This window comes from Streptomyces sp. NBC_01171 (assembly GCF_045039805.1).
Taxonomy (GTDB): Bacteria; Actinomycetota; Actinomycetes; order Streptomycetales; family Streptomycetaceae; genus Streptomyces.
Genome location: NZ_CP108609.1, coordinates 250,165 through 269,108, shown reverse-complemented (window position 1 = coordinate 269,108; position 18,944 = coordinate 250,165). Strand labels below are relative to the sequence as shown.

Genomic DNA, 18,944 nt, shown 5'->3' with positions numbered 1-18,944 from the left:
GGAAATCCCTTGGGGGAGCGCGCTTCCTCGGGTTGCGAGGCCCTGGACATCGGGGTTCAGTGAAAACCTGATCCGTCGCGCACCAGGAGCTGCCATGTCGATGTCGTTCGGCTCACCGTTCGGTTCCTCCGACCCGTTCAGCGACCTGCTGAACCGGTTCTTCGGCATGTCACCGGCGTCATCGCCCCCCGCGGTGCAGCGAGTTCCCATCGGACGGCTGCTGACGGAGTCCTCGCAGGAACTGCTCAACCTGGCCGCGCGGAAGGCCGAGGACGACGGCACCTCCGACCTCGACACCCAGCACCTGCTGTGGGCCGCGACCAAGGTCGAGCCCAGCCGCAGGCTGCTCGCCCAGGCCGGGGTCGACCCCGACAAGCTCGCCCAGACGATCAGCGAGGTGCTGCCCGGCGAGTCCGGCACCCCGTCCGCCGAGCCGGGCCTCACCCCCGCGGCCAAGCGCACCCTCGCCGACGCCTTCGCGCAGTCCCAGGCGGCCGGCAACTCCTACATCGGCCCGGAGCACATCCTCGCCGCCCTGCTGGACGACGCCGACTCCGGCGCCGGACGGCTGCTGTCCGCCGAGGGCGTGGACGGCAGGAAGCTGGCGTCCCGCACCGAGCAGGGTGCCCGGCACGACCAGGGCCGCGGCGGCCAGGGAGGGCCCACCAGCACCCTGGACGAGTTCGGCCGCGACCTCACCGAGGAGGCCCGGCAGGGCAAGCTCGACCCGGTGGTCGGACGCGCCGACGAGATCGAGCAGACGGTCGAGATCCTCTCCCGCCGCTCCAAGAACAACCCGGTCCTCATCGGCGAGCCCGGCGTCGGCAAGACCGCCATCGTGGAGGGTCTGGCCCAGCGCATCGTCATCGGGGACGTCCCCGAGACCCTGAAGGACAAGCGGGTCGTCGCCCTCGACATGTCCGGACTGGTGGCCGGTGCCCAGTACCGCGGCCAGTTCGAGGAGCGACTGAAGAAGGTCATCGAGGACGTCCAGGCGTCCGAGGGCGAGATCATCCTCTTCATCGACGAGCTGCACACCGTGGTCGGCGCGGGCGCCACCGGCGAGGGCTCGATGGACGCGGGCAACATCCTCAAGCCCGCCCTCGCGCGCGGCGAGCTGCACGTGGTGGGCGCGACCACCATCGACGAGTACCGCAAGTACGTCGAGAAGGACGCCGCCCTCGAACGCCGCTTCCAGCCCGTGATGGTGCCCGAGCCGAGTGTGGCGGAGACCGTGCTGATCCTCGAAGGGCTGCGCGACGCCTACGAGGCCCACCACCAGGTCCGCTACGAGGACTCGGCGCTCGAAGCCTGCGCCGTGCTCTCCGACCGGTACATCACCGACCGCTTCCTGCCGGACAAGGCCATCGACCTGATGGACCAGGCCGGCGCGCGGGTCCGGCTGCGCAGCGCGGCCCGCTCCACCGAGGTCGTCGCCCGCGAGGACAAGATCGCCAAGCTGCAGCGTGAGCTGGACGAGGCCGTGTCGGGCCAGGACTACGAGAAGGCGAACGACATCAAGGGCAAGATCGCGGAGGTCGAGGCCGAGGTCGCCGGGATCGAGGAGCGCCGCGAGGGCGTCATCACCGTCACCCCGGACGACATCGCGGACATCGTCTCCCGCCGCACGGGCATCCCCGTATCGCAGCTCACCGCCAGCGAGAAGGAGCGGCTGCTCAAACTGGAGGAGGACATGCACGCCCGCATCGTCGGGCAGAACGAGGCCGTCACCGCGGTCTCCCAGGCGGTGCGGCGCAACCGCGCCGGCATGGGCGACCCGGACCGCCCGGTGGGCTCGTTCCTCTTCCTCGGCCCCACGGGCGTGGGCAAGACCGAACTCGCCAAGGCCCTCGCGGAGCTGCTGTTCGGCGACGAGGACCGCATGATCCGCTTCGACATGAGCGAGTTCCAGGAGAAGCACACCGTCTCCCGCCTGGTCGGCGCGCCTCCCGGATACGTCGGCTACGAGGAGGCCGGGCAACTCACCGAGAAGGTCCGCCGCCAGCCGTACAGCGTGATCCTGTTCGACGAGATCGAGAAGGCGCACCCGGATGTCTTCAGCACCCTGCTGCAGATCCTGGACGACGGCCGGCTGACCGACGGCCAGGGCCGCACCGTCGACTTCCGGCACACGGTCATCATCATGACGTCGAACATCGGCGCCCATCTGATCCTGGCGCACCAGGGCGACGTGTCCGAGATCAAGGACGAGCTGCTGGAGGAGCTGCGCGGGCGGTTCCTGCCGGAGTTCCTCAACCGGATCGACGACATCATCATCTTCCACAGCCTCACCGAGGACGATCTCTCCGAGATCGTCGACCACCTGCTGGACCAGAGCCGGCGCCGGGTGAAGGCGCAGGGGATGAATCTGGAGGTCACCGAGGCGGCGAAGAAGCTGCTGATCGCCCACGGCCACCAGCCCGAGTTCGGCGCGCGACCGCTGCGCCGCACGATCCAGTCCGAGCTGGACAACCGCATCGCCGAGCTGCTGCTCAGCGGCCAGGCCGAGCCCGGAGACACGATCGTCGCCGACGTGAAGAACGACTCGCTGCACGTCACCGTGCGCGGGGCGGACGACAAGAAGTCCGAGAAGGGCGACGAGTCCGCGGGGAAGAAGGCGGCGGCCAAGAAGACCGCGTCCGGCGGCAAGAAGAAGGCCGAGTCCAAGGACGCCGACACCAAGGACGCCGGCTCGAAGGACGCCGAGGCCAAGTAGACCGACGGCGGCAAGGAGAACCCCATGGCGCACCACCACAAGTCCAACAAGAAGGTCGAGGGCGACCCCGACCGCGGGCACGGCCGCGGCCTGCCCCGCCGCCCGGACGAGACCGAACTCCAGGAACGTACCCAGGAGGACCGGCGCGATGTCGGCCTGCCGGTCCGGAAACCGGAGAGCCCGGAACGGAGTTACGAGCAGGAGCGCGCCGAGATCGACCGCCAGGTCGACCGGGGCGAGGTGGAGACGGGTGACCTGACGCGCCGGCAGCGCGCGGAGGAGGACCCCTTCCCGCCGTCCCACTACGACGGCTGACCCCGCCGACGGGAAAGAGCCTGGGCGGACCGGACATCGCGTCCGGTCCGCCCAGGCTCTTTCCCGCAGTTCTCAGCCCTTGTCGCCGGGCGTCCCCAGGGAGACGACGACCGCGGTGGCCTCGCCGTCCGGGGCGTCGTAGCGGACGGTGTCGCCGGGGGCGCGGCCGAGGAGCGCGCGGCCCAGCGGGCTGTCGGAGGTGACCAGCTTCGGGTCGCGTGCGTCGGCGATCTCGCCGATGTGCAGGGTGTCCGTGGTGCCGTCCGCGAACCGGACGGTGACCGTCGTACCCACGCCGACCACATCGGTGGACACCGGGCCCGCGATGCCGGCCTGGCGCAGCCGGTCCTCGACCCGGTCGATGCGCTCGTCCAGCCGGTTGAGCTGGTCGGCCCGCTGGATCTCGTCGGCCTGGTCGGCACGGTCCCCGACCTCGTCGGAGTCCTTCAGAGTGGCGGCGACCGTCTTGCGCTCCTCATGCAGATCGGACAGTTCCTGCTCGAGCGCCTTGCGTGCCTCGGCGCTGATCGGCTCGGGATCACCGGTCATTCCTGCTCCAGTGCTACAGACGGAAGTGCTGGACAGAAGCACCCTAGTTGCGCCCCCGCACCACATCCAGTCGCAGCGGTGGCGAGCCGCGGAGCAGGTGGGACTACGGCACCCAGGGCCGCTGCCAGGGCGGGCTGCCCGCCACCAGGGCGTCGGCCTGGGGCGGGCCCCAGGAGCCGGGCGGGTACGGGTGGACCGGCGGGGGATAGGTGAGGAGGGGCTGGATGATGCGCCAGCACTCCTCCACCGCGCGCTGCGGGGCGAAGTACTTGTCGTCGCCGGTCAGGGCCGCGTACAGGAGGCGTTCGTACGGGGCCAGGGGCTTGCCGAGTTCGCGGGCGAAGATGGTGTCCAGGGGGACCAGTCGCCAGGCCGACTCCTCGTCCAGAGCGGAGAGTTGGAGGCGCATACCCGCCTCGGGGTCGATGCGCAGCACGATCTGGTTGCCGACGACCTGGCCGGGGTCGGGGAGGAAGCCGAGCCGGGGAGGGTCGCGCAGGATAAGCCGTACCTCGGTCACCCGTACCGGGAGCCGCTTGCCCGCGCGGATGAAGACCGGCACCCCGTCCCAGCGCCAGTTGTTGATCTCCAGCCGGAGCGCCGCGTACGTCTCCACGGTCGAATCCGGTGCCACGCCCGGCAGTTGCTGGTAGCCGATGTACTGGCCGCGCACGTACGCGTGCACATCGGCCTCCGGCATCGAGCGCAGCACCTCGATCCGCTTGTCCCACAGATCGGTCGCGCTCGGCCCGACCGGCGGGTCCATCGCCACCAGGGCCAGCACCAGCAGCAGATGATTCTGGATCACGTCGCGCAGTGCGCCCACATGATCGTAGAAAGCGCCGCGGCCCTCGACCCCGAACTCCTCGGCCATCGTGATCTGGATGGCCACCACGCTGTCGCGGTGCCACAGCTCGGCCAGCGCGGAGTTGGCGAATCGCAGGTACTCCAGCTCGATGACGGGTTCCTTGCCCAGGAAGTGGTCGACCCGGAGGATCTGGCTCTCGTCCAGCACCGCCGTCAGCTTGCGGTCCAGCGCGCGGGCCGAGGCGAGGTCGTGCCCGAACGGCTTCTCCAGCGCCACCCGCGCCTGCCCCAGCAGCCGGGCCGAGGCGAGCTGGTCCACGATCGGCGCGAAGAGCGCGGGCGGGGTCTCCAGATAGAACAGCGGACGCCTGCGACGCCCCAGCTCCTGGGCGAGCCGCCCATAGGTCTCGGACGCGGTGAGGTCTCCGGCCACGTAGGTCAGCCGGCCCGCCAGCCGTTCGAGCACCGCTCGGTCGACCGACCCCTCCGCCTCCTCCACCGCCGCACGGACCAGGTCGGTCAGCTCCTCGTGGCTCATCTCGCGCCGGCCGACACCGATCACCGGGCAGTCGAGCAGCCCCCGGCCCTCCAGCTTGTACAGCGCGGGGAACGTCATCTTCCGCGCGAGATCCCCGGTCACCCCGAAGATCACCAGAGCGTCGGCTTCCCAGGTTCCGGCCATCGGCGGATGCTCCTCACCCCGGCGGCGGGCGCGCGCGACGAACGGCGCCCCCCTTTCCCGGTCTCTCGTATCGTCCGTGCCCCGGACCCGGCGCGCGACTCGGGGCGCGCGCCCCGGTGACTGTGCTCGCGGGGCATACCCGCATGTATGGTGTCCGGCACGCGGGGCAGGCGATCATCCGTCCCCGCACGAACGTGTCCGACCACGCCAGAAGGAGGCCCGCATGTCCTCGAAGCGACGCCGGAAGAAGAAGGCCCGCCGCAAGAACGGCGCCAACCACGGCAAGCGGCCCCAGTCCTGAACGACGGCCGTACCGGGCCCGGTCACCTCACCACGAGGCGACCGGGCCCGGCCCGTTTCCCGGCTCCTCAGATCCGGCTGCGGTCCCCGGCTCGGTGGCCGGTGTCCTCCCCGGCCGGACCGGAGCGCCCGAACCGGGCCTGGAGGGCCGCGTCGACCTCCTCGAAGGAGCGGTCCTTCGTCTCGGGCACGAACCGGGCCACGAACAGCAGCCCGCAGAAGCAGATCGCGGCGAACACCAGGAACGTCTCGCCCTGCCCGATCGCGGCCGCCAGCGGCAGGAACGCCTGGCTGACCGCGAAGTTGGAGACCCAGTTGGTGGTCGTCGCCGTGCTCGACCCCAACGCCCGCACCGTCGGCGGGAACAGCTCACCGACCAGCACCCAGAAGATGGGCCCGAGGCCGCCCGCGTAGGCGGCGATGTACAGGATCATGCACAGCAGGGACAGCTCGGAGTTCCAGCCCGCGACGAAGCTCAGGCCCAGCAGCGCGACCAGCAGCGCCATCCCGGCCAGCGAGATCAGCAGCAGGGTGCGCCGGCCCGCCCGGTCGATCAGCCTGGTCGCCACGATGGTCATCACCAGATTGATGACGCCGATGAACACCGAGTAGAAGATCGAGTTGGAGGCGCTGAGGCCGGTCTTCTCGATGATCGTCGGCGCGTAGTAGATGATCGTGTTGATGCCGCCGAACTGTTGGATGACGGCCATCGTCACGCCCACGATCAGCGCCGGGCGCACCTTCGGGCCGAGCAGCGTGCGCCAGCCGGGGCGGGGTGCGTGGCTGCCGTCCCGGTGCCGCAGCCCGTTCATTACCCGCTCCGCGTCGTCCTTCGGCAGCACCAGCGTCAGCACCTCGCGGGCCTCGGTCCAGCGGCCCTTGCGCGCCAGCCAGGGCAGCGACTCCGGCAGCACCAGCAGCGCGCACAGCGTCAGCACGGACGCCGGGACCGCGCCGAGCGCGAACATCAGCCGCCAGTCGCCGCTGCCGGAGAAGGCCAGGTCGATCAGGTACGACACCAGGATGCCCACCGTGATCATGAGCTGGTTGGCGCTCAGCACCCGGCCCCGGATCGCCGTCGGGGAGATCTCCGAGAGGTACACCGGCACGGTCGCCGAGGCCGCGCCCACCGCGAGACCGAGCACCACCCGGCCGACCAGCAATTGCCAGTACGTCGGCGCGGTCGCGGCGATGGCCGTGCCGACGATGAAGACGGCACCCTCCAGCGCCACCGCCTTCCGGCGCCCGATGCCGTCCGCGAGCCTGCCCGCGAGCAGCGCGCCCGCCATGGCGCCGATCAGCAGGACGGAGACGATGGTGCCCTGCTCGGCGGCGGAGAGGTGGAAGTCGTCGGTGATGAACAGCAGGGCGCCGGAGACCACCCCGGTGTCGTAGCCGAAGAGGAAGCCGCCGACGGCGATCAGCGCGGCCCAGCGGTAGATCTTCCGCAGGCCCTCCGGGGGCAACTGGGTCACCGGTCCGTGCGTGCCCGGTTCGCGGGAGAAGCCTTGCATCTGCACGTCCTGTCGTCGTCGGTCACGTGCGTCGGCCGGCACGGCGCGGCGCGGGCAAGGTGTTCCGCGGCCGGCCCCGGCGGAAACGGCGCCCTCACCCGCGCGGCACCCGAATCCCCCTTACGGACGGCAGCGCTGGCCGGTGCCCGGCGGGCGGCCGAGACTGGACCGCGCACGGCGGGCGACCGGCCCGGACGGCGTTCCCAGCACGAGGACGGACCATGACGTTCACCCTGCCGACCGACATCGAGGACCGGCCCGTCGCGGTGATCGGCGCCGGTACTCTCGGCCGCCGCATCGCCCTCATGTTCGCCACCCGCGGTGGCACGGTCCGCGTCTACGACAAGTCGCTGGAGGCGGGCGACGCGGCCCGTGCCTACGTCGAGGAGCACGTGGGCGAGGTCGCCGCCCGGATCGAGGGCGGCCGGCCCGGCGATGTGGTCGTCACCGACGACATGGCCGAGGCCGTCCAGGGCGCCTGGCTGGTGGTAGAGGCCATCCCGGAACGGCTGGAGCTGAAGAAGAGCGTGTTCGGTGAGCTGGACCGGCTCGCCGCCCCGGACGCCATTCTCGCCAGCAACTCCTCGTCGTACGCCTCCAGTCAGTTCATCGACCAGGTCGCGCATCCCGAGCGTGTGCTCAACACCCACTTCTACATGCCGCCGAAGCAGAACGCGCTCGACCTGATGTCCGACGGTCACACCGAGCCCGCCATCATGGAACTGCTGAAGACGGTGCTCCCGCGCTACGGGCTGCACCCCTTCGTGGCCCACAAGGAGTCGACCGGTTTCATCTTCAACCGGATCTGGGCGGCCATCAAGCGCGAGGCCCTCGCCGTGGTCGCGGACGGCGTGTCCACGCCGCAGGACGTGGACCGGATGTGGCAGGTCAACACCGGTTCCAAGGCAGGACCGTTCCGGATGATGGACCGGGTCGGCCTGGACGTCGTCCTCGACATCGAGAACCACTACGCCGCCGAACAGCCCGAACTGCCCACCGGCCCACGTGAACTGCTGAAGAAGTACGTCGACGCGGGCCACCTCGGCGTCAAGACCGGCCGCGGCTTCTACGACGACTACGACACCCAGCCGTGACAGGGGAGGACCGTCACATGCGCGCGGACGATGTGCTCCAGCGCTGGACCACCCCGCTGGCCGCCCCGGCCTACCCCGAGGCCCGCTACCGGTTCACCGACCGCCAGTACCTCAACATCACCTACCGCACCGCCCCCGAGGCACTCGCCCGGATCGTGCCCGAGCCGCTGCGGATCACCGAACCGCTGGTCCGGTTCGAGGTGATGCGCATGCCCGACGTCACCGGCCTCGGCGACTACACCGAGTCCGGTCACCTGGCCACCGTCGAACTCGACGGCGAGCACGGGGAGTACAACCTCGGCATGTACGTCGACAACTTCCCGGCCATCGCCAGCGGCCGCGAACTCGGGGCCTACCCCAAGAAGCTCGGCCGGCCGCGCCTGTACGTCGACTCCGACACTGTCGTCGGCACCCTCGACTACGGCTCCCTGCGCGTCGCCGTCGCCACCATGGGCTACAAGCAGGTCCCGCTGGACAACAAGGCCGCGCGGGACGAACTGACCACCCCCGCCTTCATGCTGAAGAAGCTGCCCGGCTACGACGGCAGCCCCCGCATCTGCGAACTGGTCCGCTCGCAGATCACCGACGTGACCGTGAAGGAGTCCTGGACCGGCCCCGCCCGGCTCCAGCTCTTCGCCCACGTCATGGCACCCCTGGCCGACCTACCCGTGCTGGAGGTCGTCTCGGCGAGCCACCTGATCACCGACCTCACCCTCGGCGGCCCCGAGGTCGTCCACGACTACCTGGCCCGGTCATGAGATCAGGGAAGAGGGTTACTGTCCGGCTATGAGCGAACAGGGTGAACCCGGAATGGAACGAGGGACGAGCGCGGGCAAGGGCCCCTACCTGGACCCCCGGGTAGGCTCCGCCGGCGGTCCCGGCGCGGGCGGATCGACGTTCACCGTCCTCGTGGCGGCCGCCGCCAACTTCGGCGTCGCGCTCGCCAAGGCCGTCGCCGGTGTGCTCAGCGGCTCCAGCGCCATGCTCGCCGAGGCCGGGCACTCGGTCGCCGACACCATGACCGAGGCCCTGCTCTTCGTCGCCCTCAAGCGCAGCAAGAAACCCGCCGACGAGGACCACCCCCTCGGCTACGGCCCCGAGCGGTACATCTGGGCGCTGCTCGCCTCCGTCGCCACCTTCGTCGGTGGCGGCGTCTTCGCCGTGTACGACGGCATCCACGCCCTCACCCACGACGAGAAGCCCGGCAACCCGCTGATCTCCTACATCGTGCTCGCCGTCGCCTTCGTGCTGGAGGGGCTGTCCCTGCGCACCGGCTGGCGGCAGGCCACCGGACGGGCCGAGCACTTCCGGGTACCGATCCTGCGCTACCTCCAGCACACCCCGGACACCGCCGTGAAGGCCGTCGTCATGGAGGACTCCGCCGCGCTCATCGGCCTGGTGCTCGCCGCCCTCGGCCTGCTGGGCGGACAGCTCACCGGCTCCGGGATCTTCGACGGCATCGCGTCCATCCTCATCGGTGTGCTGCTGATCATCGTGGCCTACATCCTCGGCCGCGCCAACACCGAACTCCTCGTCGGCCGCGCCCTGCCCAAGCCGATGCGCGAGGCCGTGCGCCGGGAACTGCTCTCCGTCGACGCCGTCCAGGACGTGATGGAGCTGACCACGCTGGTGCAGGGGCCGGGGGAGATCCTGATCGCCGCCAAGGTCGACTTCCGCGACGTCTCCACCTCCGCCCAGATCGAGTGGGCCTGCGAGGAGGCGGAGACCCGGCTGCGCACGCTGATCCCGGCGGTCAAGCGCGTCTACCTCGACCCGACGCCCCCGCGTACGAGCCCACCGAGCCTGCCGGAGTAGCGGGCGGTCAGCCCGGCTGGGGCACCATCCGGTGCAGGCCCCGGCGGTCGTAGTAGCGGGTCGCCGCGAAGCCGAACGCCAGGGCCACCACGAAGCCGATCGCGATCATCACCCAGCCACGCGCCAGCCCGGCGTCGGCACGGGCGTCGAAGTAGAGGATCGCCCGCACCCCGGCCGCCAGTTGACGCATCGGCTCGAAGGCCCCGAGGAACCGGTAGAAGCCCGGCACCGCCTCCAGCGGCACGGTGGCGCCCGAGGACGGCAGAGCGAAGGCGATGAAGACGAACATCGACACGAGCTGGCCCAGGCTGCCGAAGGCCGCGTTGATCGCCTGCACCCCGAGCCCGACCGTCAGCGTCGCGCAGTACGAGAACACCCACAGCAGACCCGTGTGCGGGGCGTCCATGCCCAGCACACCGATCGTCGCCAGCATGATCAGCGAGGTGGTCAGCAGCGAGAGCCCCGCCGTCATCGCCATCTTCAGCACCAGCGTCTGGGTCCGGTTGATGTGGACCGTCGGGCGCCGCGAGTGCCAGGGACCGATCTCGGTGTCGGCGTAGCCGAGCCCGCTGTCGACGCCGTTGTGGATGATGTTGCCGCCGATGAACCCGGCCAGCACCAGCAGCAGCGCGTAGTAGAAGGCGCTCAGTCCCAGTCCGCTGTGGGCGCCGATGGGATGGCCCACCTGGGTCCGCACCTCCACCGGGTCGGCGATCAGCACCCGGGTCGCCGCGCTCGCCCGCTTCACCTCGGGGGAAACCGACAACTGCTTGCCGACCGAGACCGACACCTGGTGGGCCGCGCTCTGCGTGATCCGGCCCGCCAGCGAGGAGGCCAGGCTGCCGACGCCGGGGTTGGTCAGGACGGTCAGCGCCGGGCGGGACTTCGCGTCCGCCGTGGCCAGCGCGCCCACGGTCGTGGTGAAGTCCGCCGGGATCACCAGGGCGCCGTACACCCTGCCCGACGCCAGCTCGTCCTGGGCCTCGGCCCGTGACATGGGGCGCCAGCGGACCCGGTCGTCGGAGGAGCCGGAGGAGAGGATGGAACGGGCGGCCTGCGTGCCGACGTCGGCCTTCTGGCCCGGCAGCGGCTTGCCCTCGTCCATGTTGACCAGCGCCACCGGCATCCGGTGCAGGCTGCCCTCCGGAGTGAGGATGCCACCCATGTACAGCAGCGACAGCACCAGCGCGACCAGCGAGCTGAGCAAGGCGGGCATCAGCCACAGCTTCCACCGTCCCAGCAACCGCGTCGCGCTCTCCCACGGTTCGGACGCGTGCGGGGGCATCCCGGAAGCCATACCACTCCAAGAGGTGCAGTCGGCGGCAACCGCCGAGCGGGCTGCGGCGAGGGCCCCGTACCGCACGATCGGCCGCCGGACCGCACCGCCTGCGGACGCATGCCGACGATAGATCCCGGACGCCGAAACGTCCCGCCACGACACCGGCCATCTGCTCCGGGTGACCGGATGGGGCCGACCTCGGACGGTCTCCCCTGCATCGCACCCGTTCCCTGGCCACCGAAGGGACCGCCGCCGCCGTGCCCCCCGCTTTCCCGAGACCCGCCCCTTCGTCGTCATCGGCGGCACCGACCTCGCCCGCGGCGTCTGCGCCACGCTCCAGTACCGCGGCCACGCGGTCGCCCACCTCACCACCCCCGGCGACACCGCCTCCGCCGCCGCGCCCTCCTGGTGACGGGGTGGGTGTCCCACGTGCCCCGTCCGTCTTTCGGGGGGCGTGCCGCCCCGATGGTCGCTAGCGTGTTGCGCAGTTCGGACCGCTCCGCCGACGGAAGGACCTCCCCATGGGCCGACGCAAGGATCTCGGACTGCTGGCCGTACGCCTCGGCACCGGCGGCGTACTGGCCGCCCATGGCGCGCAGAAGCTGCTCGGCTGGTTCGGCGGGGGAGGGATCGACGGCACGGGCAAGTTCATGGAGTCCATGGGCTTCCGCCCCGGCAAGGCGAGCGCCGTCGCGTCCGGCTCGGCCGAGCTGGGCGGCGGGCTCCTGCTCGCCCTCGGTCTCGCCACGCCCGCCGCCGGTGCCGCCGTGGCCGGGGGCATGGGCGGCGCCGTCTCCGTGCACCGCCCCAATGGGTTCTTCGCCACCGCGGGCGGCTACGAGTTCCCGGCCTACCTCGGCTACATCGCCACCTGCATCGGCCTGACCGGGCCCGGCCGTTACTCCCTCGACCGGCTCATCGGCTACCGGCTCGACCGGCCCCGGCTGGTCCTGCTCTCCTTCGCGCTGAGCGCCGCCGGCACCGCGGTGGTCGTCGCCCGGCGGGAACAGGTGCTCGCGGAACAGCGGGGTGAGGAGACGGCGCCGGTGGCTCCGTAACGGGGCCGCACATGCGAACTTGATCTTCATTGCAGCCTGGAGAACGCGGCACGGACCTCGGTCACCAAGACCGGAATCCGTGCCGTTCATTGTTATTGGGAAATCTTTTTCGGATGCCCGGTGAAAGGAATCCCGCGCCCGTCGGGAAAACCTCGTGCGGCCTTTGTTTTCAAGGGGTGCGCGTCGCGTGGCGGGTGCTGAAACCCAGACATAGTCTGAGTTGAAGCTCCATATATCGGTATGGACGCACGCCGCGACGGCGGAAGGGTGAGAGTCTTGAGCACCTTGGACGAAGAGCAGTCACGGATGATGGAGGCGGAGTCGGATCTCGAGCCCCGCGTGGGCCCGATCCCCAAGGGGGAGCCGTACTTCCACCCTTACCATCACCCCGCCGCGGGATGGGGCGCCGCCAAGAGCGTGACCAAATTCCTGCTGGACGAGGGAACGCTGATCGAGGGCCCGCGGGCCATCATGAAGATGAATCACGAGAACGGTGGTTTCGACTGTCCCGGATGTGCGTGGCCGGATGACACCAAGGGACTCAAGCTCGACATCTGTGAGAACGGAATCAAGCACGTCACGTGGGAACTGACGCACAAGCGGGCCAACCGCGAGATGTTCGCGCGCCACACGGTGAGCGAAATGCACGAGTGGAGCGACTTCAAGCTGGAGGACCAGGGCCGGCTCACCGAGCCCATGGTCTACGACGCGGCCACCGACCACTATGTGCCGATCTCCTGGCACGACGCCTTCGAACTCGTCGGACGCCACCTGCGCAACCTGGAGAACCCCAACCAGGCGTCGTACTACACCTCGGGCCGGCTCGGCAACGAGGCCACGTTCCTGTACCAGCTCATGGCACGGGAGCTGGGCACCAACAACCTGCCCGACTGCTCCAACATGTGCCACGAGGCCAGCGGACGCGCCCTGACGGCGGCGCTCGGCACCGGCAAGGGCACCGTCGACCTCAAGGACTGGGAGGCCACGGACGCCCTGTTCATCCTCGGCGTCAACGTCGCCTCCAACGCGCCGCGCATGCTCACCTCGCTGACCGAGGCGTTCGACCGGGGCGCGCAGATCGTGCACATCAACCCGTTCATCGAGGCGGGCGCCACCAAGGCGATCATCCCGCACGACTTCCTGGACATGGCCACCTTCCACGCCACCCGGACCAGCACCCTGGACCTCCAGGTGCGGATCGGCGGCGACATGGCGCTGCTGCGCGGCATGGCCAAGGCGGTGCTGGAGCAGGCCAAGACCGACCCCAAGGCCATCGACAGCCAGTTCATCAACCGGCACACCACCGGCTTCGAGGAGTACCGGGCGCTGTGCGAGTCCACTCCCTGGGAGGAGTTGGAACGCCAGTCCGGGCTCAGCCGCGCGGACATCCTCAAGGCGGCCCGGATCTACACCGACGCCGACCGCTCCATCATCAGTTGGTGCCTCGGCGTCACCCAGCACGAGCACGGCGTGGACACCGTCCGCGAGATCGTCAACCTGCTGCTCCTGCGCGGCAACCTGGGCCGGGAGGGCGCCGGTCCGTCGCCGGTGCGCGGGCACAGCAACGTGCAGGGCAACCGCACCTGCGGCATCGACCACCGCCCCGAGCCTGAGTTCCTGGACCGGCTGGCCGAGGTCTGCAAGATCAACCCGCCGCGCGACCACGGCCTCGACACCATCGGCACGCTCCAGGCGATGAACCGGGGCGACGTCAAGGTCTTCATCGGCATGGGCGGCAACTTCGCCCTCGCGGTGCCCGACTCGCCGTTCAGCTACGAGGCGCTGCGCAACTGCGACCTCACGGTCCAGGTCAGCACCAAGCTGAACCGCAGCCACGTCGTCCACGGCAAGGAGGCGCTGATCCTGCCGTGCCTCGCCCGCACGGACAAGGACCACCAGCGCAGCGGCGTACAGAGCATGTCCGTCGAGGACTCGATGTCGATGGTGCACCTGTCGGTCGGTATGAAGCGGCCCGCCTCCAAGCACCTGCTCTCCGAGCCCGCGATCATCTCCGGCATGGCGCGCGCGGCGCTGCCCGCGAGCCCCACGCCGTGGGAGTGGTACATCGAGGACTACGACCGCATCCGGGACACCATGTCCGAAGTCCTGGACGGTTTCGAGGACTTCAACCGCCGGGTCCGGCTGCCGCTGGGCTTCCGCATCAAGCAGCCCGCCCGTGAGCTGATCTTCTTCACCGAGTCCGGCAAGGCGGAGTTCTCCAGCGCCAAGCTGGCCGACGTGGTGCCCGCGCCGGGCATGCTGGCGCTCGGCACGATGCGCTCGCACGACCAGTGGAACACGACGATCTACTCCGACAACGACCGCTACCGCGGCATCAAGAACCTGCGCGAGCTCGTCTTCATGAACGAGGACGACATGCGCGAGCGCGGGATCTCGGAGTTCGACCCGGTGAACATCGTCGCCACGGCGAAGGACGGCAGCCACCGCTACCTCGACGGCTACCTCGCCATCCCTTACGACATGCCGCGCGGCTGCGCGGCCGGGTACATGCCCGAGATGAACGTGCTGATCGCGCTGTGCGACTACAGCACCCAGAGCGACCAGCCGCTCATGAAGCACGTCAAGGTGCACATCACCGCGGCGACCTGACCCGACCGCACACGGCTGGGCCCCCTCCCTCGAGGAGGGGGCCCAGCCGTTCGACGAGGCTGCGGCTCAGTGGCCGGCCGGGATGTGGTGCACCGCGATGCGCTTGCTGAACACCCAGTACGTCCAGCTCTGGTAGATGATGATCAGCGGAGCGAAGATCGCCGCGACGATCGTCATCACCGTCAGCGTGTAGGACGCGGACGAGGCGTTGGACACCGTCAGCGACCAGGCCGGGTTCAGTGTCGACGGCATGACGTCCGGGAACAGCGTCAGGAACAGCATGGCGAAGGACGCGACCACCGTCAGGGCGGAGAAGACGAACGCCCAGCCCTCCCGGCCCAGTTGGTTGAAGAACAGGGCGACGAGCAGCGCCGCGAACGCCACGATCATCACGCCGAGGCTCTGGCCGTTGCCCGAGTTCGCCTGCGTCCACAGCAGGAACGCCAGCAGCAGCAGGAGCGACGCCAGGCCCAGTACCGGCACCAGCTTGCGGGCTCGCTCGCGGATCTCGCCGTCCGTCTTCAGCGCCGCGAAGATCGCGCCGTGGCAGGTGAACAGCACCAGCGTGGCGAAGCCGCCGAGGATCGCGTACCCGTTGAACAGGTCACCGGGGGAGCCCACATAGGACTTCTGGCGGTCGATGGCGATGCCGCGGACCATGTTGGCGAAGATGACGCCCCACAGGAACGGGATGATCACCGAGGTCCAGAAGGTGACCTGCTCCCAACTGAGCTGCCAGCGCATGCTGTCGCGCTTGGCCCGGTACTCGAATGACACCCCGCGCCCGATCAGACAGAGCACGATGATCAGCAGCGGGATGTAGAAGCCGCTGAACAGGGTGGCGTACCAGTCGGGGAAGGCCGCGAAGGTGGCGCCGGCGGCCGCGATCACCCAGACCTCGTTGCCGTCCCAGACCGGGGCGATGGTGTTGATGAGGACGCGCCGCTCGGTGCTGTTGCGGGCCATCGTCTGGGTGAGGACGCCGACCCCGAAGTCGAACCCCTCCAGGAAGAAGTAGCCGACCCACAGGAGGGCGATCAGGATGAACCAGAGATCGTGGAGATGCATGGCGATCCGTCCTCAGTACGCGATGGAGAGCGGCTTGTCCTGGTCGTCCGGGGACATGCGCAGGGTCGGGTCCTTGGTGGGGGGCCGCTCGTCGACGTCGGGCCCCGGTTTGGAGTACTTGACCATCAGGCCGCCCTCGACCACCGCGAGGATCGCGTAGACGACGGTGAGCGCGACCAGCGAGCCGACCTGCGTGCCCACGCTGACGTTGGGCGAGACGGCGTTCGCGGTCTTCATCAGGTGGAACACCACCCACGGCTGACGGCCCATCTCGGTGAAGATCCAGCCGAAGCTGTTGGCGAGCAGTGGGAAGCCCAGGGTCAGCGCGACGATCCGCCAGCTCCACTTGGTGAAGAAGTCGTTCATCCGGATCTTGTCGGTGATCATCAGGTTCGGCGGTTCGTCCTCACCCGTGCGGAACCTGGGTCTGACCCAGAATTTCTTACGGGTGAGATAGAGCCCGAGCAGGCCGATGGTGAAGCTGGTCATGCCGAAGAAGATCATCAGGCGGAATCCCCAGTACGTCATGAAGATGTTGGGGATGTAGTCGGCGCGGGTGCCGCCGAACTGCCGTACCTGCTCGTCGGCGCGGTCGTTGATGCCGGGGACGGGGGAGTGGAAGTTGCTCTTGGCGAGGAAGGACAGCGCGCCGGGGACCTCCAGGGCGACGTCGTTGCGCCCCTTGCCGACGTTGCCCACCGAGAAGATCGAGAAGGGCGCCGGTCCCTGGGTGTCCCACAGGGCCTCGGCCGCCGCCATCTTCATGGGCTGCTGCTGGAACATGACCTTGGCGAGGCGGTCGCCGCTGAGCGCGGTGAGGATGCCGGCGATGGTGCAGACGATCAGGGCCAGCTTGAGCGAGCTGCGCATGGCCGCGATCCGCTTGCGGTTGGTGTCCTTGCCGCGCTTGGCCCGCCACAGGTGGTAGGCGGAGATGCCCATGACGAAGGCGGCGCCCGTGATGAACGCCGCCGTCAGGGTGTGGAAGACCTGCACCAGGGTGGTGTCCTGGAACAGCACCCGCCAGATGTTGGTGAGCCGGGCCTTGCCGTTCGCCGGGTCGATCCGGTAGCCGACCGGGTGCTGCATGAAGGAGTTCGCGGCCAGGATGAAGTACGCGGAGAGAAGACTGCCGATGGTCACGACCCAGATCGTCGCCAGGTGGACCTTCTTGGGGAGCCGGTTCCAGCCGAAGATCCAGAGCCCGATGAACACGGACTCGAAGAAGAACGCGACCAGAGCCTCCATCGCCAGCGGGGCGCCGAAGACGTCACCGACGAAGCGGGAGTAGCTCGACCAGTTCATGCCGAACTGGAACTCCTGGAAGATGCCCGTGACCACACCCAGCGCGATGTTGATCAGCAGGAGCTTTCCCCAGAACTTGGTGGCGTGGAAGTACTTCTCCTTCCCTGTCCGCACCCAGGCCGTCTCCAGACCGGCGACGATGCCTCCCAGGCCGATGCTGAGCGGGACGAAGAGGAAGTGGTAGACGGTCGTGACACCGAACTGCCACCGGGCAATGGTCTCCTGAGCGATTGCTAGTTCCACTACGTCCTTCTCTCGCTCGATCCGGCCGCAATCTGGATAAAAGGTATCTCCCGTGCATAGTGGCGTCGACTCGGGGAAACGCAATCGCGCACCCGTCCGGCGCCGTTTTCCTGGGAATAGCGGGACCGCTGGGCAGGTGCGACCCCTAGAGTCCTGACCGGCACGCACACGCCGACGTCGTCGGCACCTCGTGAATAGATGCGTATTTCTTTATTGTCCTCAGGCTTCTTTCCGGGGCGGATATGGGACACGCGCCGGTAATCAACCGAGAACGGCGTCCCCGAGCCAATGCGCGGCGAGCAGCGCGGCCCGCACATTGAAGTCGTCCGCCGGGCCGTCGGGGAGGAGCGCGGTGGCCCGGCGCACCCGGTACTGGACCGAGTTGCGGTGCAGGTTCAGCGCGTCGGCGGCGGCCACATGACTGCGGTGGTGGGCGAGGAAGACCCGCAGCGTCTCCCGCAGGGTGGCCCCACGCGCGTCGGGCCGGGCCAGCTCGCCGAGTGTGGCCGTCACGAAGTCCCGTACCGCCGGGAGGTCACCGGCCATCAGCGCGACCGGGGCGACCTCCGCGAAGTGCACCCAGCGCGGGGCGCCCGCGCCGGTGAGCTTCATGGCGAGGATCTCCCGCACCTGGGCGGACTGCCGGGCCGAGGTGCGGAAGCCGGCCAGACCGGCACCCGGCCGGCCCACGGCGGCGTGCAGCAGGGTCCCCTCGGGCGGGGCCAGGTCGCCGCGCCACCGCCGCTCGCCCCCCGCGGGCAGCGCCAGCCACAGCCGGGCCTCGCGCTCGTCGGTCGGCACCACCAGCGCGGCCCGCGCCCGCAGCACCGACATCGCATGCGCACGCACCTCGTCCACGGCGGTGACCAGGTCGAATGAGGTCATCGCGGCCAGCGGCCACAGCGTGCAGGCAACATGCACCGCGTCCAGCGGATAACGCAGCGCCCGCTCGGCGGCCGCGCGGTCCACCGGGCCGCCGCCGAGCAGCGCCCCCACCCACTGCTGGCGGACCCCGCCCTGGCTCGCCACCCACCGCTCCCGCTCCTGCTCGTAGGCGCGCCCGACCTGCTCGCAGATCTGGTCGATGAAGAGCGCCGAGCGGCGCACCACGTCGAGGACGAGCGACACCCGGTGCTCGGCCGGCAGGTCGTCGAGGTGGACGAAGGCATGGTCCAGCACACGGGAGTGGCCGATGCGGTAGGCGCGGATCAGCGCGGAGAGCGGTACGTCACGCTGGGCCAGCGTCCGCGCGTACGCCACGGCGGCGGACGGGGCCTCCAGCAGCTCCGGGTCGAAGTCCTGCTGGAGGAAGTTGAGCCCGGCCACCACGTTCTCGCTCAGGCTCGCCTCCAGCAGCGAGCGGGTGGCGGCGTCGTGGTCGAGGGCGTCTATCTGCAGGAGGGTCAGCCGCACCAGATCCGCGATCATGGCCTCCCTCGTCCCGCGCAGCCGGTCCACCAACTCGCTGACCAGGGATTGTTCTGTCGGCATGACCGCACTGTAGAGGCGCCGGGCGGCCGCGCCATTGTGCCCGGGGCACAAAAGCGGGTCCCGATGTTGTGACGCGCGGCCGTCGTCGCCGTGCTCCC

16 protein-coding genes are annotated in these 18,944 nt (G+C 69.6%); 9 read left to right on the top strand and 7 right to left on the bottom strand.

The window, feature by feature from the left end; translation table 11 throughout:
* The first annotated feature begins 94 nt into the window (after nucleotides 1–94).
* Nucleotides 95–2,716: an ATP-dependent Clp protease ATP-binding subunit gene (locus OG448_RS01235; protein WP_405550790.1), complete on the top strand. Its 2,622-nt coding sequence runs from the start codon at nucleotides 95–97 to the stop codon at nucleotides 2,714–2,716.
* A gap of 24 nt (nucleotides 2,717–2,740) precedes the next feature.
* The gene (locus OG448_RS01230) at nucleotides 2,741–3,031 is read left to right on the top strand and encodes a hypothetical protein (protein ID WP_399565844.1); all 291 of its coding nucleotides are present in this window, start codon (nucleotides 2,741–2,743) and stop codon (nucleotides 3,029–3,031) included.
* A 72-nt stretch (nucleotides 3,032–3,103) separates the two neighbouring features.
* Here the strand turns inward: OG448_RS01230 and OG448_RS01225 are convergent, their stop codons facing one another.
* Nucleotides 3,104–3,580: a GreA/GreB family elongation factor gene (locus tag OG448_RS01225; protein ID WP_405550788.1), complete on the bottom strand. Its 477-nt coding sequence runs from the start codon at nucleotides 3,578–3,580 to the stop codon at nucleotides 3,104–3,106.
* 103 nt (nucleotides 3,581–3,683) lie between these two features.
* Entirely contained in the window at nucleotides 3,684–5,069 is a 1,386-nt protein-coding gene (locus OG448_RS01220; protein WP_405550785.1) for a glucose-6-phosphate dehydrogenase, read from the bottom strand.
* 223 nt (nucleotides 5,070–5,292) lie between these two features.
* Here OG448_RS01220 and OG448_RS01215 point away from each other — a divergent pair, with 223 nt between their 5' ends.
* Nucleotides 5,293–5,370 carry a 50S ribosomal protein bL37 gene (locus OG448_RS01215; protein ID WP_370454205.1) on the top strand — a complete coding sequence of 26 codons (78 nt, stop codon included), beginning with the start codon at nucleotides 5,293–5,295 and terminating at the stop codon, nucleotides 5,368–5,370.
* Between the two features lie 67 nt (nucleotides 5,371–5,437).
* Here the strand turns inward: OG448_RS01215 and OG448_RS01210 are convergent, their stop codons facing one another.
* Complete coding sequence (locus tag OG448_RS01210) at nucleotides 5,438–6,883, bottom strand: sugar porter family MFS transporter (protein ID WP_405550782.1); 1,446 nt, start codon at nucleotides 6,881–6,883, stop codon at nucleotides 5,438–5,440.
* Nucleotides 6,884–7,104: 221 nt separating this feature from the next.
* Here OG448_RS01210 and OG448_RS01205 point away from each other — a divergent pair, with 221 nt between their 5' ends.
* From OG448_RS01205 to OG448_RS01195, 3 genes are read left to right on the top strand one after another with little or no spacing between them, the layout of a single operon-like run.
* A complete protein-coding gene (locus OG448_RS01205) occupies nucleotides 7,105–7,977 on the top strand; it encodes a 3-hydroxyacyl-CoA dehydrogenase family protein (RefSeq protein WP_405550780.1) in 873 nt (290 codons plus the stop codon).
* A gap of 17 nt (nucleotides 7,978–7,994) precedes the next feature.
* The gene (locus OG448_RS01200) at nucleotides 7,995–8,735 is read left to right on the top strand and encodes an acetoacetate decarboxylase (RefSeq protein ID WP_405550777.1); all 741 of its coding nucleotides are present in this window, start codon (nucleotides 7,995–7,997) and stop codon (nucleotides 8,733–8,735) included.
* Between the two features lie 28 nt (nucleotides 8,736–8,763).
* Nucleotides 8,764–9,792, top strand: coding sequence for a cation diffusion facilitator family transporter (locus OG448_RS01195; protein ID WP_405550775.1), 1,029 nt, complete (start codon nucleotides 8,764–8,766; stop codon nucleotides 9,790–9,792).
* 7 nt (nucleotides 9,793–9,799) lie between these two features.
* Here the strand turns inward: OG448_RS01195 and OG448_RS01190 are convergent, their stop codons facing one another.
* Nucleotides 9,800–11,089, bottom strand: coding sequence for a YhgE/Pip domain-containing protein (locus OG448_RS01190; protein ID WP_405550773.1), 1,290 nt, complete (start codon nucleotides 11,087–11,089; stop codon nucleotides 9,800–9,802).
* 160 nt (nucleotides 11,090–11,249) lie between these two features.
* Here OG448_RS01190 and OG448_RS01185 point away from each other — a divergent pair, with 160 nt between their 5' ends.
* The 3 genes from OG448_RS01185 (at nucleotide 11,250) to OG448_RS01175 (ending at nucleotide 14,739) form a co-directional block, all read left to right on the top strand.
* The gene (locus OG448_RS01185; protein WP_405550772.1) at nucleotides 11,250–11,483 is read left to right on the top strand and encodes a hypothetical protein; all 234 of its coding nucleotides are present in this window, start codon (nucleotides 11,250–11,252) and stop codon (nucleotides 11,481–11,483) included.
* Nucleotides 11,484–11,592: 109 nt separating this feature from the next.
* On the top strand, nucleotides 11,593–12,129 hold the full coding sequence (locus OG448_RS01180) for a DoxX family protein (RefSeq protein ID WP_405550770.1): 537 nt from the start codon (nucleotides 11,593–11,595) through the stop codon (nucleotides 12,127–12,129).
* 306 nt (nucleotides 12,130–12,435) lie between these two features.
* On the top strand, nucleotides 12,436–14,739 hold the full coding sequence (locus OG448_RS01175; protein ID WP_405558625.1) for an FdhF/YdeP family oxidoreductase: 2,304 nt from the start codon (nucleotides 12,436–12,438) through the stop codon (nucleotides 14,737–14,739).
* A 66-nt stretch (nucleotides 14,740–14,805) separates the two neighbouring features.
* Here the strand turns inward: OG448_RS01175 and cydB are convergent, their stop codons facing one another.
* The 3 genes from cydB to OG448_RS01160 all read right to left on the bottom strand — a co-directional run bounded on the left by cydB (nucleotide 14,806) and on the right by OG448_RS01160 (nucleotide 18,846).
* Nucleotides 14,806–15,807 carry a cytochrome d ubiquinol oxidase subunit II gene (gene cydB, locus OG448_RS01170; protein WP_405550769.1) on the bottom strand — a complete coding sequence of 334 codons (1,002 nt, stop codon included), beginning with the start codon at nucleotides 15,805–15,807 and terminating at the stop codon, nucleotides 14,806–14,808.
* 12 nt (nucleotides 15,808–15,819) lie between these two features.
* Nucleotides 15,820–17,355 carry a cytochrome ubiquinol oxidase subunit I gene (locus OG448_RS01165; protein WP_405550766.1) on the bottom strand — a complete coding sequence of 512 codons (1,536 nt, stop codon included), beginning with the start codon at nucleotides 17,353–17,355 and terminating at the stop codon, nucleotides 15,820–15,822.
* Between the two features lie 261 nt (nucleotides 17,356–17,616).
* The gene (locus OG448_RS01160; protein WP_405550765.1) at nucleotides 17,617–18,846 is read right to left on the bottom strand and encodes a PucR family transcriptional regulator; all 1,230 of its coding nucleotides are present in this window, start codon (nucleotides 18,844–18,846) and stop codon (nucleotides 17,617–17,619) included.
* Between the last annotated feature and the right edge of the window lie 98 nt (nucleotides 18,847–18,944).

What these genes read in the sequence shown, in the direction of transcription:
- OG448_RS01235 (WP_405550790.1), top strand. Translation starts at nt 95, where the DNA reads ATGTCGATGTCGTTCGGCTCACCGTTCGGTTCCTCCGACCCGTTCAGC.
- OG448_RS01230 (WP_399565844.1), top strand. Translation starts at nt 2,741, where the DNA reads ATGGCGCACCACCACAAGTCCAACAAGAAGGTCGAGGGCGACCCCGAC.
- OG448_RS01225 (WP_405550788.1), bottom strand. Translation starts at nt 3,580, where the DNA reads ATGACCGGTGATCCCGAGCCGATCAGCGCCGAGGCACGCAAGGCGCTC.
- OG448_RS01220 (WP_405550785.1), bottom strand. Translation starts at nt 5,069, where the DNA reads ATGGCCGGAACCTGGGAAGCCGACGCTCTGGTGATCTTCGGGGTGACC.
- OG448_RS01215 (WP_370454205.1), top strand. Translation starts at nt 5,293, where the DNA reads ATGTCCTCGAAGCGACGCCGGAAGAAGAAGGCCCGCCGCAAGAACGGC.
- OG448_RS01210 (WP_405550782.1), bottom strand. Translation starts at nt 6,883, where the DNA reads ATGCAAGGCTTCTCCCGCGAACCGGGCACGCACGGACCGGTGACCCAG.
- OG448_RS01205 (WP_405550780.1), top strand. Translation starts at nt 7,105, where the DNA reads ATGACGTTCACCCTGCCGACCGACATCGAGGACCGGCCCGTCGCGGTG.
- OG448_RS01200 (WP_405550777.1), top strand. Translation starts at nt 7,995, where the DNA reads ATGCGCGCGGACGATGTGCTCCAGCGCTGGACCACCCCGCTGGCCGCC.
- OG448_RS01195 (WP_405550775.1), top strand. Translation starts at nt 8,764, where the DNA reads ATGAGCGAACAGGGTGAACCCGGAATGGAACGAGGGACGAGCGCGGGC.
- OG448_RS01190 (WP_405550773.1), bottom strand. Translation starts at nt 11,089, where the DNA reads ATGGCTTCCGGGATGCCCCCGCACGCGTCCGAACCGTGGGAGAGCGCG.
- OG448_RS01180 (WP_405550770.1), top strand. Translation starts at nt 11,593, where the DNA reads ATGGGCCGACGCAAGGATCTCGGACTGCTGGCCGTACGCCTCGGCACC.
- OG448_RS01175 (WP_405558625.1), top strand. Translation starts at nt 12,436, where the DNA reads ATGATGGAGGCGGAGTCGGATCTCGAGCCCCGCGTGGGCCCGATCCCC.
- cydB (WP_405550769.1), bottom strand. Translation starts at nt 15,807, where the DNA reads ATGCATCTCCACGATCTCTGGTTCATCCTGATCGCCCTCCTGTGGGTC.
- OG448_RS01160 (WP_405550765.1), bottom strand. Translation starts at nt 18,846, where the DNA reads ATGCCGACAGAACAATCCCTGGTCAGCGAGTTGGTGGACCGGCTGCGC.